18 protein-coding genes are annotated in these 16,967 nt (G+C 68.7%); 7 read left to right on the top strand and 11 right to left on the bottom strand.

Annotated elements, in window-relative coordinates:
* Nucleotides 1-24 precede the first annotated feature (24 nt).
* From trmD to ffh, 5 genes are all read right to left on the bottom strand, one after another.
* Entirely contained in the window at nucleotides 25-750 is a 726-nt protein-coding gene (gene trmD / locus R2707_00525) for a tRNA (guanosine(37)-N1)-methyltransferase TrmD (protein ID MEZ5243552.1), read from the bottom strand.
* Nucleotides 747-1,220 carry a ribosome maturation factor RimM gene (gene rimM / locus R2707_00520; GenBank protein ID MEZ5243551.1) on the bottom strand — a complete coding sequence of 158 codons (474 nt, stop codon included), beginning with the start codon at nucleotides 1,218-1,220 and terminating at the stop codon, nucleotides 747-749. The genes trmD and rimM overlap by 4 nt, the downstream gene beginning before the upstream one ends.
* A gap of 17 nt (nucleotides 1,221-1,237) precedes the next feature.
* Nucleotides 1,238-1,483 (bottom strand): KH domain-containing protein, encoded by a 246-nt coding sequence (locus R2707_00515; protein MEZ5243550.1) that lies wholly within the window; start codon nucleotides 1,481-1,483, stop codon nucleotides 1,238-1,240.
* Complete coding sequence (gene rpsP, locus R2707_00510) at nucleotides 1,483-1,899, bottom strand: 30S ribosomal protein S16 (protein MEZ5243549.1); 417 nt, start codon at nucleotides 1,897-1,899, stop codon at nucleotides 1,483-1,485. Before rpsP ends, R2707_00515 begins: the two co-directional genes overlap by 1 nt.
* Before the next feature lie 116 nt (nucleotides 1,900-2,015).
* Entirely contained in the window at nucleotides 2,016-3,473 is a 1,458-nt protein-coding gene (ffh, locus tag R2707_00505; protein MEZ5243548.1) for a signal recognition particle protein, read from the bottom strand.
* A gap of 66 nt (nucleotides 3,474-3,539) precedes the next feature.
* Between ffh and R2707_00500 the strand changes: the two genes are divergently transcribed.
* The 3 genes from R2707_00500 to R2707_00490 all read left to right on the top strand — a co-directional run bounded on the left by R2707_00500 (nucleotide 3,540) and on the right by R2707_00490 (nucleotide 6,372).
* The gene (locus R2707_00500) at nucleotides 3,540-3,965 is read left to right on the top strand and encodes a hypothetical protein (GenBank protein ID MEZ5243547.1); all 426 of its coding nucleotides are present in this window, start codon (nucleotides 3,540-3,542) and stop codon (nucleotides 3,963-3,965) included.
* A 72-nt stretch (nucleotides 3,966-4,037) separates the two neighbouring features.
* Nucleotides 4,038-4,529 carry a SigE family RNA polymerase sigma factor gene (locus R2707_00495; GenBank protein MEZ5243546.1) on the top strand — a complete coding sequence of 164 codons (492 nt, stop codon included), beginning with the start codon at nucleotides 4,038-4,040 and terminating at the stop codon, nucleotides 4,527-4,529.
* Entirely contained in the window at nucleotides 4,522-6,372 is a 1,851-nt protein-coding gene (locus R2707_00490) for a hypothetical protein (protein MEZ5243545.1), read from the top strand. Before R2707_00495 ends, R2707_00490 begins: the two co-directional genes overlap by 8 nt.
* Before the next feature lie 24 nt (nucleotides 6,373-6,396).
* Here the strand turns inward: R2707_00490 and ftsY are convergent, their stop codons facing one another.
* From ftsY to R2707_00465, 5 genes are all read right to left on the bottom strand, one after another.
* Nucleotides 6,397-7,494, bottom strand: a complete 1,098-nt coding sequence (gene ftsY / locus R2707_00485; GenBank protein ID MEZ5243544.1) for a signal recognition particle-docking protein FtsY — start codon at nucleotides 7,492-7,494, stop codon at nucleotides 6,397-6,399.
* 70 nt (nucleotides 7,495-7,564) lie between these two features.
* A complete protein-coding gene (locus R2707_00480) occupies nucleotides 7,565-8,470 on the bottom strand; it encodes a DUF559 domain-containing protein (GenBank protein ID MEZ5243543.1) in 906 nt (301 codons plus the stop codon).
* 117 nt (nucleotides 8,471-8,587) lie between these two features.
* Nucleotides 8,588-10,159, bottom strand: a complete 1,572-nt coding sequence (locus R2707_00475; GenBank protein MEZ5243542.1) for a trypsin-like peptidase domain-containing protein — start codon at nucleotides 10,157-10,159, stop codon at nucleotides 8,588-8,590.
* Nucleotides 10,160-10,297: 138 nt separating this feature from the next.
* Entirely contained in the window at nucleotides 10,298-11,488 is a 1,191-nt protein-coding gene (locus R2707_00470; GenBank protein MEZ5243541.1) for an ATP-binding protein, read from the bottom strand.
* Complete coding sequence (locus R2707_00465; GenBank protein ID MEZ5243540.1) at nucleotides 11,481-12,173, bottom strand: response regulator transcription factor; 693 nt, start codon at nucleotides 12,171-12,173, stop codon at nucleotides 11,481-11,483. The genes R2707_00470 and R2707_00465 overlap by 8 nt, the downstream gene beginning before the upstream one ends.
* A gap of 112 nt (nucleotides 12,174-12,285) precedes the next feature.
* Here R2707_00465 and R2707_00460 point away from each other — a divergent pair, with 112 nt between their 5' ends.
* The 4 genes from R2707_00460 to R2707_00445 all read left to right on the top strand — a co-directional run bounded on the left by R2707_00460 (nucleotide 12,286) and on the right by R2707_00445 (nucleotide 15,765).
* Nucleotides 12,286-13,323 (top strand): MoxR family ATPase, encoded by a 1,038-nt coding sequence (locus R2707_00460; protein MEZ5243539.1) that lies wholly within the window; start codon nucleotides 12,286-12,288, stop codon nucleotides 13,321-13,323.
* Nucleotides 13,320-14,255: a DUF58 domain-containing protein gene (locus tag R2707_00455; protein MEZ5243538.1), complete on the top strand. Its 936-nt coding sequence runs from the start codon at nucleotides 13,320-13,322 to the stop codon at nucleotides 14,253-14,255. The genes R2707_00460 and R2707_00455 overlap by 4 nt, the downstream gene beginning before the upstream one ends.
* Nucleotides 14,252-15,232: a VWA domain-containing protein gene (locus R2707_00450; GenBank protein ID MEZ5243537.1), complete on the top strand. Its 981-nt coding sequence runs from the start codon at nucleotides 14,252-14,254 to the stop codon at nucleotides 15,230-15,232. The genes R2707_00455 and R2707_00450 overlap by 4 nt, the downstream gene beginning before the upstream one ends.
* Before the next feature lie 104 nt (nucleotides 15,233-15,336).
* The gene (locus tag R2707_00445) at nucleotides 15,337-15,765 is read left to right on the top strand and encodes a hypothetical protein (protein MEZ5243536.1); all 429 of its coding nucleotides are present in this window, start codon (nucleotides 15,337-15,339) and stop codon (nucleotides 15,763-15,765) included.
* Between the two features lie 105 nt (nucleotides 15,766-15,870).
* Here R2707_00445 and R2707_00440 read toward each other — a convergent pair whose 3' ends face one another.
* Nucleotides 15,871-16,950 carry a helix-turn-helix domain-containing protein gene (locus R2707_00440; GenBank protein MEZ5243535.1) on the bottom strand — a complete coding sequence of 360 codons (1,080 nt, stop codon included), beginning with the start codon at nucleotides 16,948-16,950 and terminating at the stop codon, nucleotides 15,871-15,873.
* Nucleotides 16,951-16,967: the final 17 nt, after the last annotated feature.

The raw sequence follows: 16,967 nt of genomic DNA, 5'->3' as shown, positions 1-16,967 counted from the left end.
AGACGCCACCTTGCGGACGGGGTTCTACAGCCCGAACTCGTCGAGGAGCTTCTGGTCGGCGGCCGTGATACCACCTCGTTGGTCGATCAGGTCGGGACGGCGATCGATGGTGCGGCGCAGGGCCTGGGCTCTGCGCCAGCGGGCGACCCTGGCGTGGTCGCCGCTGCGGAGGACGTCGGGGACGGTCCAGCCCCGGAAGTCGGCGGGGCGTGTGTAGTGCGGATACTCGAGCAACCCGTCGGCGAACGACTCGTCGTCGGTCGACGTGGTATTGCCGAGCACGCCCGGCACGAGCCGCCCGACCGCCTCGATGATCAGGAGTGCGCCGACCTCGCCACCGGCGAGCACCACGTCGCCGACGGAGACCTCCCCGTCGACGAGGTGTTCGCGCACGCGCTCGTCGATCCCCTCGTAACGCCCGCAGAGCAACGAAAAGCCCCCGGACTCGCTCAGCTCCTGGGCCATCTTCTGATCGAAGGTGCGCCCGGCCGGCGAGAGATAGAGCAGCGGGCGGGGCGGGTCCACGGCCTCGACGGCCCCGAAGAGTGGCTCGGGCATCATGACCATGCCGGCGCCGCCGCCGAACGGCGCATCGTCGACGGTTCCGTGGACGTCGGTGGTCGTGGCCCGCAGGTCGTGGACCCGGATGTCGAGATGGCCGTCACGGCGGCCCCGCCCGATCACCGACTCGCTCGCCGCGGCATCGACCATCTCGGAGAAGATCGAGAACACGTCGATCCGCAGGGTCACGAACCGTCCTCGTCGAGGTCGAAGAGACCGGCCGGCACATCGACATCGATGCGCACCCGCGGGTCGACCGACGTCACGAATCGCACGGGCACGAGGGCCCCGGTGTCGAGTTCGAGGATGTCACTCGCCGGATTGTCGAGGACCTGGACGACCCGACCACGTTCGACGCCGCCTTCGTCGACCACGACGGCGTCGATCAGATCGTGGATCCACAGTTCGTCGGGATCGTCGATCGGCTCTGCGAGCAGGACGGTACCGCGCAGGGCCTCGGCCCGTTCGCGGTCGGTGCACTCCGCGAAGGAGACGATGTAGCCCGACTTGTGCGGACGCGAGGAACGAACGGTCAACGGACCGTACGCCGTGTGGAGCACAGCGCCCTTGACGACGCGCTCGATTCGATTCGTCGTCAGCAGCACGTTGACGTCGCCCCGCACGCCGTGCGGGCTGATGATGCGTCCGACCTCGAGCATCGGACGGGGCTGCGAACTCAGTCGACGAACTCGACGTCGATGGAGATGTCGTCTTCGTGGCCGGCGGCGCGCACCACGGTGCGGATGGCGCTGGCCACCCGGCCGCGCTTGCCGATGACCCGGCCCATGTCGCCGTCGCCGACGGTGACGTCGAGGCGATAGCCCCCGTCACGGTCCGAGAGCTCGACGCGCACGGCGTCGGGGTTGTCGACGATCTGCTTGACGACGTATTCGCAAACGGCCTGTGCGGCTTCGCTCGACATCAGGCGTCGTCTCCGTCAGCGGCGGGGGCTTCTTCCGCGGACTCTTCGGCTGCGGGCTCTTCCGCGGGCGCGGCAGCGGCCTCGGCCGCTTCGGCTTCCTTCTCGAGCTGCTTCTTGCTCTTCTTGGGGGCTGCGGTGGGGACCGCAGCATCGACGGTCTGACCGGTTGCCTCGGTCCATGCGCCGGAGATCTTCAACAGCTTCTCGACCCGCTCGGTCGGCTGGGCGCCGTGCTGGAGCCAGTGGACGGCACGCTCGTTGTCGATCTTGATGACCGAAGGATCCTGACGCGGCTCGTAGGTCCCGATGATCTCGATGAAACGCCCGTTGCGGGGCGAACGGGAGTCGGCGGCGACGACGCGGTAGGTGGGCTGCTTCTTCTTGCCCATCCGCATGAGGCGGAGCTTGACGGCCATGTGTGGTGTTTCTTTCGTAAGGGAGATATCGCCAGGAGTGGCTCTGCGCGGCGAATCAGGGCCGGGCAACCCGACAATTCAATCTGGCGACAGGTTTGTTCACAACCTCGCGACGTTCACTTGCGCTTCGGGAAGTCGCCGTCGTCGAGGCCCTGCAGCGCGTCTTCCAGGCCGGGGAGCGCCAGCGGTGCCTTCGACACCTTGGCCGGGCCCTTCTCGGTGACCCTCCCGCCCCGCTTCCTGCCCTTCTTGCCCTTGCCGCCGCGCTCCTTCGACTTCGTCTTCTTGGTACCGAAGCCGGCGAACTGCTTCATCATCTTGCGCATCTGGCCGAACTGGTCGATCAGCGCCTTGACCTCGGTGGGTTGCACCCCCGAGCCGACGGCAATGCGCTGACGACGCGAACCGTCGATCAGGTCGGGATCGATGCGTTCGGCCGGGGTCATCGAGTGGATGATCCCTTCGATGCGGGCGATCTGACGGTCGTCGATCTCGACGTCGCGCGCCTCCTTCGGCAGGCCGGGCATCATGCCCATGAGGTTGCCGAGCGGGCCCATCTTCTTGACCTGCTGCATCTGATCGAGGAAGTCCTCGAGGGTGAAGGTGCCCTCCATCAGCCGCGCCGCGGCCTCCTCGGCCTGCTCGGCTTCGAACGCCTCCTCGGCCTTCTCGATCAGCGTCTCGACGTCGCCCATGCCGAGGATGCGACTGGCCAGGCGATCGGGGTGGAAGGTCTCGAAGTCCTCGAGCTTCTCGCCGGTCGACTGGAAGGCGATCGGCTTGCCGACCACCTCCTTGACCGACAGGGCGGCACCGCCGCGGGCGTCACCGTCGATCTTGGTGAGGATGACGCCGTCGAGGGCGAGGGTCTCGTTGAACGCCCGAGCGACGGTCACGGCGTCCTGACCGGTCATCGCGTCGACGACGAGGAACGTGTAGTCGGGATTGACGGCGTCGGAGATCCGGCCGACCTGCGCCATCATCTCCTCGTCGATCGCGAGCCGGCCGGCGGTGTCGACGATGACGACGTCGCGGCCCGTGCGGGTCGCCTCGGCGATGGCCTTGCCCGCCACCTCGACCGGATCGGTCGGCTCGGAGAACACCGGCACGCCGACCTGGCCGGCGAGGGTGCGCAGCTGTTCGACGGCGGCAGGCCGCTGGAGGTCGGCGCCCACGAGCAGCGGGTTGCGCCCCTGCTTCTTGAACCACATGGCGAGCTTGCCGGTGTTGGTGGTCTTGCCTGCGCCCTGCAGACCGGCCATCAGCACGACGGTGGGCGGCTTGGATGCGTAGGTGATCTTCATCGCCTCGCCGCCGAGGCTGGTGGTCAGCTCCTCGAGGACGATCTTGACGATCTGCTGACCCGGATTGAGCGCCTTCGAGAGCTCCTCGCCGACGGCCCGTTCGCGGATGCGGCCGGTCAGGTTCTTGGCGACGTCGAGGTTGACGTCGGCTTCGAGGAGCGCACGGCGAATCTCACGCAGTGCCTCGTCGACGTCGTCGGCCGAGAGCTTTCCGCGGCTGCGAAGCCCCTTGAAGATGTTGTCGAATCGATCGGTGAGCGTCTCGAACATGGTCGGGCCACGATACCGGCGACCCGACCTCGGGTGACGACGGTCGTCCCGGTAGCGTCTCGGGCGATGTCCCTCACCCCCCGCCAGATGCTCGTCCTCTTGGTTCTGATCCTCGGGTTCGGGATCGCCGCGTTCATCGTCAGCCAGGGCGAGGGCGAGGTGTCCGAGTTCGACCAGGCCCTGTGGTGCAGCGAGGCCCGCGTCCTCGAGGGAACCGGTCCGCTCTTCCGGGGCGAGGTCGACGACGCGACCGCCGAGGAGATCGAGACGCTGAGGGTCGCACTCTTCGACGTCGAGACGATCGCGCCGTTCGATCTCTGGGCCGACATCGCCCGCCTCGCCGACTTCGCGATCATCGCCGGGCAACAACGGGCCGACCTCGATTGGCCCGACGCCTATGCCGCAGCCCGCGAGAACAAGGAAACCGTGCTCGACGAGGCGATCGGCGCCCTCGATGCCGAGCTGACCACCTGCGGCATCCAGCTCGGCTGATCGGGTGTCGCCCCGCAACGGGAATCTGCGCTCAGATGGAACCCGGCGCGCGATCGCTCGTCATCCATACGAATGCTCAACGACGACCACTTCCAGCGCTGGTTCGCCGACACCGAGGACGGCCTCGTTCGCTACGCCTACCTGTGCTGTGGCGACCGGGATGTCGCCGAGGACCTGGTGGCTGATGCCGTCGCCCGTCTTTGGCCGGCGTGGCGGACCGGGAGGATCGACAATCCGGATGGCTACGTCCGCCGGATCATCACCAACAAGCTGACCGACCGGCGCCGCCGCGCCGCGGTCAGGCGCCGGATCGATGCCCGGACACGACCCGAGGTCGCCACGCCGGATCCCACCGGCGCCGCCGACGACCAGCTCACGCTGTGGCCGCTCGTGCTGTCGCTGCCGCCGAAACAGCGGGCGGTGATCGTCCTTCGCTACTACGAGTCCCGTTCCGAGGAGGAGATCGCCGGCCTGCTCGACGTGCCGGCGGGCACCGTGAAGTCGCGGGCCGCCCGCGGCCTCGATCAACTCCGCGCCCAACTCCGGGAGGTGCCCCATGGATGATCTCGAGAACCGACTGCACGACGAGCTCGACGCTGCCGGCCGCGGGGTCGGCGCGTCCGACTCGATCGGCTCGGCAGTGCGACGCAAGGTCCGCCGCCGCCAGGCACGGGCCGGTGCCCTCGCCGCCCTGCCGGTCGCCCTCCTCGTGGTCGGCGCCCTCTGGGTCGTCGGCTCGAGCGACGACGCCGCCGATGTCGACACGTTTCAACCCAACCCCCCGTCGTCATCCCTCGCTCCCGTCGATGATCCGCTCCGCGCTGCCCTCGTCGCCCTCGGGGCCGACGTCGACGGCGCCCCAGCCGAGGCGGTCACGCTCGGCGATGCCGAGTGGTGCGGCGTCGACCGGGTCGATCCCTCGACGGGAACAACCGACGACGAGGAACCCTCAGGTTGTCTGATCGACGCAACCGGGGCCGGGAGGGACGCGGCGATGGTGCGGGTCGAGACGACCATCGAGGGCGACCCGATCGTCAACGTCGTCTGGACCCGCGGCACGCTGTTCGACGCGCCGGTCTTCATCGACTCGACCCAGGACGCGTTCGGCCGCCCTGGCTGGACCGAACTCCGCTGCGATCTCACCGTCGACGATGCCGCCCCGGTGCACCTGACGTGGCGGAGCTGCGTCGAGGCCGGCACCGACCCGCTCCAGTCGGCGTTGTCGGAGCTGGGTGTCGCGCTCGCCGGAGCGCCCGAGGAAGCGGTGACCCTCGACGGAGCGCAGTGGTGCGGGGTCGACTCCGTCGAGGAGCCGAACCTCGGGTCTCGCCGGTGTCTGTGGGACGCATGGCAGACGGGAGCCCCGGCCGTCGGGGTCCTCTCCGCCACCACGATCGAGGGCGCACCCCTCGTCGAGGTCCATCGGGTCGACGCGGCCGGGTTGATCATCCGCTGGGTCGACGCGACTCGCGATCCGCTCGGCTCGCGCCAGTGGGAAGGCCCCTGGTACTGCGACGAGTTCGATGTCGTCGACGGCGAACCCGTAGGCGCCAACGACTGCGACAATGTGCCCCCAGTCGGGTCCGCCGTCCCGGATCAGGCGTCGACCGACGAGAGCCCGATCGAGCTCGACGACACGGCGGTCACCACGACCCGACCGGGTCAGGCGATCTTCTTCGGCGACGAACAGACGGTCGACCTCTTCCTCGTGTCGACGGATGGACCGCGCCGCTGGGCCCACGTCGGCGAAGCGACGCGCAACTCCGACGGGACGACCGCGCTCGCCATCGGCCTTCCTCGTCTCGCGGCACGAGAAGAGGGGTCGGAGTTTCCGCTCACCGACGAGAGCGACCTGCCGCCCGGGCGGTACCGGCTGGTCACGACCTACGACACCGACGTGGCCGACGTCGAACTGCTGACCGACACGACCGGCTCGATCGACCTCGGTGGTGTCTCGGTCAGCGTGGATTCCGAACCGACTCCACTTCTCGCCACGGGTATCTGGAACTTCGGTTGGGGCAGCGACGCCGACGCGGTCATCGAATCAACGGCTGCGACCTTCGGACCGGTTCTCCGAGACGAGATCATCGAAGGGTGCCCGACCCTGCGAACCGTCGAATTCACGGAAGGGCTGACCCTCTTCTTCGGCGACGGTCTCGACAGCTGGGCATACGACGGCACCCGCTGGTCGACCGAGGAGGGCATCCGGGTCGGTTCGGAGCTGATCGACCTGTTGGCGGTCGGCGCCCGCATCCATGGCGGCTACGACGCCAACTGGGGCGGCGACCGCTTCCAGCTCGAGGAGTTCCTCGGCGGCACGCTCTCGCACGACCGAACCCACCCCGACGCCACCGTCGATCTGCTGGTCGCCGGCCGAGACGCAAACCCCGTGCTACAGGTCTGCTGATCGAACAGACCTAGTCGAGCAGACCTAGTCGAACAGAGCGTCGACGAACTCGGTGGCGTCGAACTCGACCAGGTCGTCGATGCCCTCGCCCAGGCCGACCAGCTTCACGGGCACACCGAGCTCGGAGTGGATGGCGATGACGATGCCGCCCTTAGCCGAGCCGTCCAGCTTCGTGAGTACGACGCCCGTCACGTCGACGGCCTCGGTGAACGTGGCGGCCTGTGACATGCCGTTCTGACCGGTGGTCGCATCGATGACGAGCAGCGTCTCGGTCACGGTGCCGGCCCCCTTCTCGGCCACGCGGCGGACCTTGCTGAGCTCCTCCATGAGGTTGGTCTTGTTCTGGAGGCGGCCGGCGGTGTCGGCCATGACGATCTCGGCGCCCCGGGCGTTGGCCCGCTCGACGGCGTCGAACACCACGCTGCTCGGATCGGCACCCTCGGCGCCGCGCACGATGTCGACGTCGCTGCGCTCGGCCCACATGGTGAGCTGCTCGGCCGCTGCCGCTCGGAAGGTGTCGCCGGCGGCGAGCACGAGCTTGCGACCGGCAGCGGATTCCCGGGAGGCGAGCTTGCCGATGGTGGTCGTCTTTCCCACGCCGTTGACGCCGACGAACAACCAGACGGCCGGTCCGGGTTCTCCCCCGGCCGCCACGACATCGGTCGACAGCGTCCGATCGAAGCCGCTGAGTCGCTCGACGATCTCCGCCTTCACGAGGGCCGGGAGCTCCGAGGTGTCCTCGATCCCGCGTTCGGCGACCGTCTCGCGGACCGCTTCGATGATCGACGTGGATGTGGCGACACCGACGTCGGCTCGAAGGAGCGCCTCCTCGAGGTCGTCCCATGTCTCGCCGCTGATCTTCCCGCCGCTGAAGACGGAGCCGAGGTAGCCGCCCAGGGCCGACCGCGCGGTCGAGAGCCGGTCGCGAAAGGTCGGCTTCGGTGCGACTTCGACCACCGGCGGAGCCTCGGCGACCGGCGGAGGCGCCGCGAGGCCCGGCTCGACCGCCGTGGGGGTCGGGTCGTCGATGAGGAGGTCGTCCTCACGGTCCCGAAGGAGAACGAATGCCGACACGCCGATGATGACGACGGCGGCAATGGCGATGATCACTGCGAACAACATCGCAGCGGATCCTACCGCCCCCCATCGGCCGTTCTGTGAGCGTGAACGCCGCTCTCAGCGGCACTCACGCTCACAGAACGAGGAAACGGCGGATTCTGGCGACGACCTCGGCGGGCCGATACCTGAGGTCGGACCACACGAACCTGATCACGGTCCAGCCGACTTCCTGGAGGTCGTTCTGTCGTGCGCGGTCGGCGTCGAACTTCTCCGGCCGCGTGTGCTCCTCGAACTCGTCGTACTCGATCGCGAGCCGCTGCTCCGGGTACGCGAAGTCGACGAGGTACCGCCTGCCACGCGCCACGACCGGGTGCTGCCAGACCGGAGCCGGAAGGCCTGCATCGGCACAAAGGCGGGCCATCTCGATCTCCGGGCCCGAGTCGGCCCTCCCAACCCCGTCGGGGAGGCGAGAGAGTGCTCGGTCGAGCGCGCCCACGCCGTTGCGTCCTCGGCGCCCCACGCGTCGGCGGTACTTCCACAGCTCCGCCGGCGACACGATCTCCTTGGCGATCGCGTGCTGCACGATGCGTTCGACCTCACTGGTACCGAAGACGAGGCCCGCGTCGCAAAGCGTTCGCGCCGGCGTGGTGACCGGCACGCCTTCGATGTAGGTGAAGTCGTGCCAGGTCAGGTCGCGAATTCGCCGAACATGCACCCCCGCAAGGCGAACCTGGCCGGGGTATCGAATCGACACGTCGATCTCGTCGTCGGCGGATCGCAAGCCCCAGAGGCGCATCGCGCTCCGATGGCTGGCAACGACCAGGCGTCTGGTCGCCAGACACGCGGCCATCACTTCCGCCTGCCATGTCGGCAACGCGCCGGCAACGGCGAACACGCCTCTCCGGCGACGCTCGAGAAACCCGGAACGCAGAAGCGTCTCGACGCCGTGCCGGCTCCCGAGCGCCCGTTCGAGTTGATGTCTGGAAAGGAGGCCGTGTTGGCTCGCAGCCATCCGAGCGAGGACGGTCATGTCCTGCATCCGCCCAGACTGCCCTCGGGGGTGTGACACCCCACCACGTGTCCCTCGTTCTGTGAGCTTGAACGCCGCCCACAACGGCGTTCAAGCTCACAGAACGGACAGCCGGGGGGCAGGTGGCTAGTTGCTGCCGAGGGTGACGGCGGTCTGCAGTCGTTCGCCGTCGCGGATGAACTCGAGACTCACCACGTCGTCGGGACGGAAGAGCTTCACCTCGGCCGAGAGTTCGGCCATCGAGCTGATCAACTCGCCCTCGAGGCCGACGATGAGGTCGCCGGCCTCGATCCCGGCGGCTGCCGCAGGGGCGCCCTCGACCACGGCGATGACGAGCGCGCCGACGGTGCCGTCGGCCGGTGTTTCGCCGCTCACGCCGAGATGGGCGAGGGCGAGCGACTCGCCGGTCACGATGCGGTCGGCGATCAGGAGAATCGTGTCGGACGGCACCGCGAAACCGACGCCGACGTTGCCGGTGTTGGCGCCGGCGGTGCGGATCTGCGTGTTCATTCCGATCACGAGTCCGTCGCGATCGGCGAGCGCTCCCCCGGAGTTGCCGGGATTGATCGGCGCGTCGGTCTGGATCATCTCGACATCGACCGGACGGTTCGGGTCGGAGCCGCCGAACTCGTTGATGCGGTTGACGGCCGACACGATGCCGGCGGTGACGGATTGATCGAGTCCGAACGGACTGCCGATCGCCACTGCCAGCTGGCCGACCTCCACCGACGACGTGGGGGCGAAGCTCGCGGCGACCAGATCGGCCTCGGCGGGGTCCACCTGCACGACGGCGATGTCACGGGCCGAATCGCCGCCCACCACCGTGCCGGACACCCGGTTGCCGTTGCCGAACTGGACGACGACCGAGGTGGCGCCGCCGGTGACGTGGTCGTTCGTGACGATGTAGCCGTTCTCGGCGTCCCAGACGATGCCCGAGCCCTGCCCGACGTTCGTCTGGATGAGCACGACCGACGGGGCGACGGCTCTGGCCACATCGGCGATCGGCTCATCCGAGTCGGCACCGACCAGCGGCAGGATCGGCTGCTGCGGCGTGCTGTCGCCACCAGAGGTGTTGATGGCACCGTCACCGACCGGAACGGGTACGGCGACCGTCGCATCGTCGGTCAAGGCCGAACCGATCACGATCCCTCCGGAGACCAACGACAGCGCGACGATGACCACGGCGAGCACACCTGCCGCCACCCGCCAGCGTCGACGCTTCGGACCGAGAGACGGATGTCCGCCGCCGAACGCTGGGGGTGGCGAGTTGGGAGGCCCGGTCGGCGGGATTCCGTCACCGGGTCGAGGGGGGTTGGCCGCTGTCGGCGGATGCAACGGCACCGACGACAACGGCACCACTGCGGGCGGTCGGACGACGGGTCGAGGACCGGGCGGCGGTGGTGGCGGCGGAGGCGTCGGACGAATCGTCGACGGCGGCTGCGCGACCGGAGGAAGGGGGTCGGGTTCGAAGCGGATCGGGCTCGTCTGGGCCGGGAAGGTCGCCGGCTCCGGTTCGGTCGCCACGCGATCAGGGCCCGCCGGAGGGTCGCTCACACTCGCCGTCGGGGGAAACGGCGACGCAACGGCGGGGGGAGAATCCGTTGCGGCTGACGGTGGAAGCGACCGCTCTCCGGCGGGCCGGCCCGAAGAAGGGGGGGAAGCTTCTTCGGGAGTTGGGTCGATCGGGTTTCGATCCATGTGCAGAAGGTACGGGGTGGAGGTGAAAGGATTGGTAAGGACGGAGGAAAATCGAAGGAAAGCCTCCCTGCGTCTCCGTCGGCTGCGGAAACCCGCAACATGACCGCCTTCTTCCATGACGTCGACTGCCTGGACTGGTCAGCCCCGCGGGAGACGCAACGTGAAACGCGATCCTTCGCCGACGGCCGACTCGAGCTCGACCCGCCCACCGTGGGCTTCGGCGATCTGGCGCACGATGGTCAGACCGAGCCCCGACCGACCAGCGGCCCGAGCCTCGGTCTCGTTGCCCCGCCAGAACCGCTGAAAGACGCGCATCTGGTCCTCCGCGTCGATCCCGGGTCCCTGGTCGGCAACCGCGAGCGTGATCCACCGCCCTTCGTCGGCGGCCGCCACCGTCACCGTCGTGCCTTCCGGGGCGAGGCGAACCGCATTGGCCACGAGGTTCGCCGCAGCACGGTGGATCGCCTGGCCGTCGCCCCGGACGCAGAGTTCGTGTGACGGCACGTCGGCGGCGAGTACGAGACCGTTGGCCTCGGCTGCCGCCGAGAACTCCTGGACCAGATCCTCGACCTCGGCGACGAGATCGACGTCTTCACGTCGGGTCTCCCGGGTGCCGTGGCGGGCATACAGCAACAGGTCGTCGACGAGCGTCGACATCCGTTCGGCCGAACGTCTCACCACCTCACCGGCCGACCGGAGCTCATCGTTCGTGGCATCCGGGTCGGCAAGGACGACGTCGACGTTGGTGCGGATGACGGCCAGGGGGTTACGGAGTTCGTGACTCGCCTCGTGGATGAACTCCCGCTGCGACGCGAACGCGTCGTCGATCCGGCCGAGCATTCCGTCGAACGTGTCGGCGAGTTCCTTCAGCTCGTCGTCGGGGCCGTCGAGGTTGATCCGTCGCGACAGGTCCGTCGCCTCGATCTCCTTCGCGACGCCGGTGATCCGACCGACCGGCCGCAGCACCATGCCGGCGACGAACCAGCCCACGAACAGGCTGCCGACGAAGAGCAGCCCGAGGGCGCCGAACGCGTAGGTGCGCAGCTGGTCGAGAGCCTGCTCGTTGACCGCCCGTTCGAAGAGCAGCAGCGTGTCGGGAACCTCGAACTCGAGCGTGGCGATGCTCGGCTGCCCCTGCTGGTCGCGAAAGAACGTCAGCCACTCCTCGGTCCGCGACACCTCCTGGTTCTCGAGACTCCGGGCAACGCCGGCATAGATGCCACCCACGACGACGGTCGCCAGCCCGAAGAGGAGGACCGAATAGAGAACAGTGAGCCGGAACCGGATCGATCCCGCCCATCCGTGAAGCCGCGGGTCGGCCTCAGTCATCGGCGGGCGCGTCGATCATGCGATAACCGGACCCGATCACGGTCTCGATCAGCTGGACCTCGTCGTCGTCGGAGAGCTTCCGCCGCAGTGTGCCGACGGTGACCCTGACCGTGTTGGTGAACGGGTCGGCGTGTTCGTCCCACACATGCTCGAGCAGGTGCTCCTGCGAGAGCACCTCGTCGACATGCGACATGAAGTAGCGGAGCAGCGCGAACTCCTTCGCGGTCAGCTCGAGGTCTCGGCCGGCCCGACGCGCCCGGTGCCGGGTGTCGTCGAGTTCGACGTCGGCGACCGTCAGAACCGAGCCGCTGCGGGCGGCTTCTCGTCGGAGCAGCGAACGGACCCGGGCGGTGAGTTCGCCGAAGGCGAAGGGCTTCACGAGATAGTCGTCGGCGCCGACGTCGAGACCGTCGATCCGGTCGTCGACGGAGTCCCGGGCGGTCAGCATCAGGACACGGGGAGCGACGCCGTCGGGCGGATCCTCCCGCAGCCGACGACACACCTCCAACCCGTCGATGTCGGGCATGGTCAGGTCGAGACACACGAGATCGTAGGGAACCAGCTCGGCCTTCTCGAGCGCAGTGGTGCCGTCCGGGGCGACATCGACGGCGTACCCCTCACGACGCAGCCCGCGGGCCACGGCCTCGGCGAGTTCGACTTCGTCGTCGACGACCAGGATTCGCATCGTTGGGACGCTAGCTGTCGGCGCCTTTCGCTCGCGCTTATCGTGCGCCTGGTTCAGTGCCACGAGCCCGAGCGCACCACAATCGGGCGAAAGCTCGTGTGAAGGAGTCCACTTGTCCGAGATCAACGAGACGACCGCAGCCCACGAAGAGTTGCCGTCACTCGAACGGACGCTCGTCGAGTTGCGGCGGGTCATCGTCGGCCAGGAGCGGCTTCTCGAGCGGCTCCTCATCGCGCTCGTCGCCGGCGGCCACTGCCTGCTCGAGGGTCCGCCGGGTCTCGCCAAGACGCTCGCGGTGCAGACACTCGCCGAGACCACCGGCGGGAGCTTCGCCCGGGTGCAGTTCACCCCCGACCTGTTGCCGGCCGACATCGTCGGCACCCGTATCTATCGCTCGTCGTCCGAGCGATTCGATGTCGAACTCGGACCCGTGTTCGCGAACTTCGTGCTCGCCGACGAGATCAATCGTGCGCCGGCGAAGGTCCAGTCGGCGCTCCTCGAGGTCATGGCGGAGCACCAGGTCACGATCGGGGGCATCACCCACGAGGTCCCCAACCCGTTCCTCGTGCTCGCGACACAGAACCCGATCGAGAACGAGGGCGTCTACGCCCTGCCCGAGGCCCAGCGCGATCGCTTCCTGATGAAGGTGGTCGTGGACTACCCGACCCCGCAGGAGGAGCTGGAGATCGTGCGCCGCATGGGGGTGGATCCGCCTCATGCGACGCAGGTGTTGACCCCCGCACTGATCCTCGAGCTCCAGCACCGGGCCGACGCGGTCATCATCGACCAGGGAACACTCGACTACGCGGTCAATCTCGTGATCGCCACCCGCGATCCGGCGAACCACGGGCTTCCCGACCTCGCCGGGATGATCGAGTACGGCGCGAGCCCACGTGCCACGCTCGGCCTGGTCGCCGCCGGCCGAGCGATGGCGATGCTGCGGGGCCGCGACTATGTCGTCCCTCAGGACATCTTCGACGTCGCCCCCGACGTGCTGCGCCATCGACTCGTGCTCTCCTACGAAGCGCTTGCCGCCGAACTCACCATCGAGCAGGTGCTCGTGAGATTGCTGTCCACGATCCCTGCGCCGCTCGTGTCGCCGACCACGCAGGACCCCGGGCGCTCCGACGCGGCGTACCAGCCGTCGTGACCCCCACGCCCCGACCCGCGTCGCGCAGCGAAGCCGACTCGGCCCGGACCCGCGAGGTCCTGCGCCGCCTCGAACTCGACGTGACCCGTCGCCTCGACGGGCTCCTCCAGGGCGACTACCGCGGCCTCGTTCCGGGACTGGGTTCCGAACCCGGCGAGGCCCGGGCCTACACCCCCGGCGACGACGTGCGCCGCATGGACTGGAACGTCACCGCCCGCATGAGCGAGCCCCATGTTCGCGAATCGATCGCCGACCGGGAACTCCAAACCACCGTGCTCGTCGACATGGCGCCGAGCATCGACTTCGGCACGGTCCGCCACACCAAGGCCGAGCTCGCCATCGCCGCGGTCGCGGCCCTCGGCATGTTGACCGACCGCGCCGGCAACCGACTCGGAGGAATCGTCAACGACGGTGCCCGACTCATCGACGTGCGGTCCGGTTCGGGCCGACGCCACCTTCTGGCCCTGCTCCATCGCCTCGCCACGATCCAACCCCAGCCCGGCGACAGCACACTGGCCGACGGACTCGGCCGACTCGCCGGGCCCGGCCATCGCGGCGGGCTCGCGGTCGTCGTCTCCGATCTGCTCCAGCCGGGCTGGACCGACCCGCTCCGAGCGGTCACGTTGCGACACGAGACGCTGGTGATCGAGGTCGTCGACCCTCGCGAACTCGAGCTGCCCGACGTGGGGCTGATCGAGCTCAGGGATTCGCGCACGGGGCGCGTGGTCGAGGTCGACACCCGTCGAGCGAAGAACCGCGAACGATTCGCCGAGGCGGGTCGCGCCAGACTCGCCGAGCACGCCCGCGATGTGCGGGCCGCCCGCGCCGATCATCTCCTGCTGCGCACCGACCGTGACTGGGTGCTCGACCTCGCCAAGTTCGTCGACCAGCGCAAGCGCCGACGCCGGGTGGCCACGACGGTGACGGCATGAGCTGGTTCACCGACGTCGAGTTCGACCACGCGATCCGGCTGTGGCTCCTCCTTGCCATCGCCGTGCTGCTGGTCGCCTATGTCGTGGTGCAGCGGCGGCGCGGCAAATACGCACTGCGGTTCTCCGACACGTCACTGCTCGACAGCGTGGCGCCGAATCGCCCGGGCTGGCGACGGCATGTCGTCGCGCTGTTGTTCCTCGTTTCCTCGGCGCTGATGGTCGTCAGCTACGCCGGGCCGTACCGATTCGAGGTGCCGTTTCGGGCGACGGTCGTGCTCACCATCGACACCTCGCTCTCGATGGGCGCGACCGACGTCGCTCCCAGTCGGTTCGAGGCGGCGAAGCAGGCAGTGAAGGACTTCCTCACCGACGTGCCCGACTCGGTCGACGTCGCCCTCATCTCCTTCGACGAGTTCCCGGTCATCCAGGTCGCCCCGACCGACGACCGCGCCGCGGTGGCGGCGGCCGTCGACGCTCTCGAGCTCGGCCCCTACACCGCGACCGGCGATGCGATCGTGGCATCCGTGTCGACGATCAACGACACGGGTCGCGCCACCCGCGACGAGAACGGTGACCCGACGGCGGTGGTCGTCCTCCTCTCCGACGGCACCCCGACGGTCGGACGCGAGATCGACTTCGCCATCGAAGCGGCCCTCGATGCCGACGTGCAGATCAGCACGGTGGCGCTGGGCACCCCGTTCGGCGAGGTCGAGATCGAGGACACCGACGGCACCTTCTACAACCAGCCCGTCCCCGTCGACGAGGTCACGATGGAGACGGTCGCGCTGGCCACCGGCGGCGACTTCTTCACGACCACGTCGTTCACCGATCTCGCTGCGGTCTATCGCGACATCGGTACGGCCCTGGGCGAGGAGCCCGTGCGCAGCGACGTCGACGACTGGTTCCTCGGCCTGGCGCTGGCCGGGATCGCCGTCACCGCCATGTTGAGTCTCGCCTGGTTCCAGCGGTTGCCCTGACCCGGAGCACTGCCAGACCTTTTCGCCGATTGCGCGAAAAAAGACCCCAGATCACTGCCGAAAACTGCCTGGGATCGCGGGTGTGTGCCGTGCATGCTGCCTCCATGGCTGCCACCATCATCTCCCCCACCCCCACCCCCGGCGCCACAGTCGCCGCCGACGCTCCGGTCAGGACCGGCGTCCACCGGCTCGTGATCCTCCATGCCGAACACGACCGCGACGAGACCCTCGTCGAGTTCGCCGGCCGGGTGGGCGAGTACGATCGGGTGACGCTCGCGAGCCTTCGGCCGATCGCCGAGGGGATCGACGACCTCCTCGACCTCCGAATCGCCGCGCGATCTCGCCTCCTCGACGAGATGGGCATCGCCCACGATGCCGTGACGGCGACCTATGTCCGCTCGGCGCACCACGCCGCCTCCGCCCGCGGGCTTCGCAACGCGATCGGGCGCCTCTCACATCATGCCCGGGCCGACGAAGTCGTCGTCGGCCCGGGCGCCATTCTCGAGTTCAGGGAACCCACGCTGCCCGCCTGATCCACCAACCGCCGGGGCCGGCGACCGTCATCCCCTCCAGGGCGCACGCCGCGCATCGACGAGTCGCCGGCCCCGCAGACATCCGACCGGCGATCGAACCGGGCATCAGCCGGCCGGGTCGACCAGGCGGCGACAGAGAAGCGCCAACTCGAGGGTGAGGCGACCGGCGGGATCCCGGGGAGACTGGCCGGTGAGCTCGGCGATCCTGTCCAAGCGGTACGCCACCGACCGCGGCCCGAGCGAGAGCGCCCGAGCAACCGCCGCGACGTTGCCGCCGTGGGCGACGAAGGCATCGAGAGTCGCCAGCAAGTCGCCCCGACTCGCCGCCTCGAGCGGGCGCACCACCGCATCCACGAGCGCTTCGGCGACCGACATGTCGGCAGCGACCAAGCGATAGGCCAGAACCGCGTCGTACGCGACGAAGTCCTGGAGGTCGAACAGGCGGGCGAGGCGAACCGACTCACGGGCCTCGTCGTAGGACCGATGCACCTCGCTCAGTTCGAGAACCGCGTTACCGATCCCGCAGCGCCACTCGGTCGAGTCGACGCTGCGCAACGCCTCCTCGACGATCCGCAGATCGGCGACCGCATCGGTCGGCGCGATGACGACCAGGTGCCCGGAGGTGACGATGGTCGTCATCGGTCGTTCCGGCGCCCGGGAGTGGAGCTCGACCTGGACCCGACGCTGAACCGGCCCGAGCTCTGAGACCGGCGTCGAGCTCTCGGCCACGAGCACGCGATAGGCGCGACCCGTCGCGACACCGACGAAGTGGACTCGCTCCTCGAGGAGTCCGTCGTCCGCGCGTCCCGTCAGCAGATCGTGGATCACCTCGCGCCGCAGCGCTTCCTCGGCCTCGATCGATCGACGTTGGGCTGCCTCGAACCCCGACGCGAGCGCGGCGACGGCGCTCTCCGACACACGCCGCAGTGTGCGTCCGACTGCGACCGCCTGCCCCGGTTCGGTCACTCCGAAGATGTTCTCCCAGAGCTCCCCGGCGCCGGCCAGATAGGCCTCGATGAGCTGGCTGAGCGAACCGCCCGCCTCGTGAGCCCTCTCCCCGCTGGCGAAGATCCGGTCGCGTTCACTGATCGTCAGGCCGCGCTGCTCGCCCGCTGCATCGAGCACGATCTCGAGGATCTGGGCGAGACCGGGAACGATCCATTCCGATCGGTTCGACCAGTCCATGCGTCGTCACCGTATCG

Source organism: Acidimicrobiales bacterium, assembly GCA_041394245.1.
In the GTDB taxonomy this organism is placed as follows: Bacteria; Actinomycetota; Acidimicrobiia; order Acidimicrobiales; family Aldehydirespiratoraceae; genus JAJRXC01.
This window is presented reverse-complemented; position numbering and strand designations above follow the sequence as displayed.

What these genes read in the sequence shown, in the direction of transcription:
- R2707_00445 (MEZ5243536.1), top strand. Translation starts at nt 15,337, where the DNA reads ATGGCTGCCACCATCATCTCCCCCACCCCCACCCCCGGCGCCACAGTC.
- R2707_00440 (MEZ5243535.1), bottom strand. Translation starts at nt 16,950, where the DNA reads ATGGACTGGTCGAACCGATCGGAATGGATCGTTCCCGGTCTCGCCCAG.
- R2707_00450 (MEZ5243537.1), top strand. Translation starts at nt 14,252, where the DNA reads ATGAGCTGGTTCACCGACGTCGAGTTCGACCACGCGATCCGGCTGTGG.
- R2707_00515 (MEZ5243550.1), bottom strand. Translation starts at nt 1,483, where the DNA reads ATGTCGAGCGAAGCCGCACAGGCCGTTTGCGAATACGTCGTCAAGCAG.
- ffh (MEZ5243548.1), bottom strand. Translation starts at nt 3,473, where the DNA reads ATGTTCGAGACGCTCACCGATCGATTCGACAACATCTTCAAGGGGCTT.
- R2707_00500 (MEZ5243547.1), top strand. Translation starts at nt 3,540, where the DNA reads ATGTCCCTCACCCCCCGCCAGATGCTCGTCCTCTTGGTTCTGATCCTC.
- R2707_00490 (MEZ5243545.1), top strand. Translation starts at nt 4,522, where the DNA reads ATGGATGATCTCGAGAACCGACTGCACGACGAGCTCGACGCTGCCGGC.
- R2707_00470 (MEZ5243541.1), bottom strand. Translation starts at nt 11,488, where the DNA reads ATGACTGAGGCCGACCCGCGGCTTCACGGATGGGCGGGATCGATCCGG.
- ftsY (MEZ5243544.1), bottom strand. Translation starts at nt 7,494, where the DNA reads ATGTTGTTCGCAGTGATCATCGCCATTGCCGCCGTCGTCATCATCGGC.
- rimM (MEZ5243551.1), bottom strand. Translation starts at nt 1,220, where the DNA reads ATGCTCGAGGTCGGACGCATCATCAGCCCGCACGGCGTGCGGGGCGAC.
- R2707_00480 (MEZ5243543.1), bottom strand. Translation starts at nt 8,470, where the DNA reads ATGCAGGACATGACCGTCCTCGCTCGGATGGCTGCGAGCCAACACGGC.
- R2707_00465 (MEZ5243540.1), bottom strand. Translation starts at nt 12,173, where the DNA reads ATGCGAATCCTGGTCGTCGACGACGAAGTCGAACTCGCCGAGGCCGTG.
- R2707_00475 (MEZ5243542.1), bottom strand. Translation starts at nt 10,159, where the DNA reads ATGGATCGAAACCCGATCGACCCAACTCCCGAAGAAGCTTCCCCCCCT.
- rpsP (MEZ5243549.1), bottom strand. Translation starts at nt 1,899, where the DNA reads ATGGCCGTCAAGCTCCGCCTCATGCGGATGGGCAAGAAGAAGCAGCCC.
- R2707_00495 (MEZ5243546.1), top strand. Translation starts at nt 4,038, where the DNA reads ATGCTCAACGACGACCACTTCCAGCGCTGGTTCGCCGACACCGAGGAC.